This window comes from Paraburkholderia sp. JHI2823 (genome assembly GCF_038900695.1).
Classification (GTDB): Bacteria; Pseudomonadota; Gammaproteobacteria; order Burkholderiales; family Burkholderiaceae; genus Paraburkholderia; species Paraburkholderia mimosarum.
Map to the genome: position 1 here is coordinate 1 of NZ_JAYMRY010000283.1, position 437 is coordinate 437.

Annotated in this window: 1 pseudogene; it reads right to left on the minus strand. The window is 62.2% G+C overall.

From position 1 onward, the window contains the following. Positions 1-437 (minus strand): annotated as a pseudogene (locus VSR34_RS38685) (transposase); the annotation flags it as partial.

A 437-nucleotide genomic window follows, 5' to 3' on the forward strand; every position in this document is an offset into this window, starting at 1 on the left:
GCAAGCGCTCGTAGTCTCTGGTCAGTCGGCGGAAGCGGTTAAGCCAGCCGAAGCTGCGTTCCACCACCCAACGACGCGGCAACAGTACAAAGCCCTTTTTCGCCTCCGGCAACCTGACCAATTGAAGTCGATGCCTTCATCGAGCGCGGCCTGTGCAGGCTCTTCGCCGGTGTAGCCCTGGTCAGCGAACGCGATATTCACTGTCTGCCCCGTGGCCTGCTGGACCTGTCGCGCCAGTTCACCGACCTGTGCACGCTCCTGTTCGTTAGCCGGCGTCACATGCACCGCAAGCAGTTGCCCCAATGTGTCCACCGCCATGTGCACCTTGCTCCCTTTCTTACGCTTGTACCCGTCATAGCCTGCGCGTGGACCGCTCTCGCACGTCGACTGCAGCGTACGGCCGTCGAGGATGACTGCACTGGGCTGACCCCGGCGAT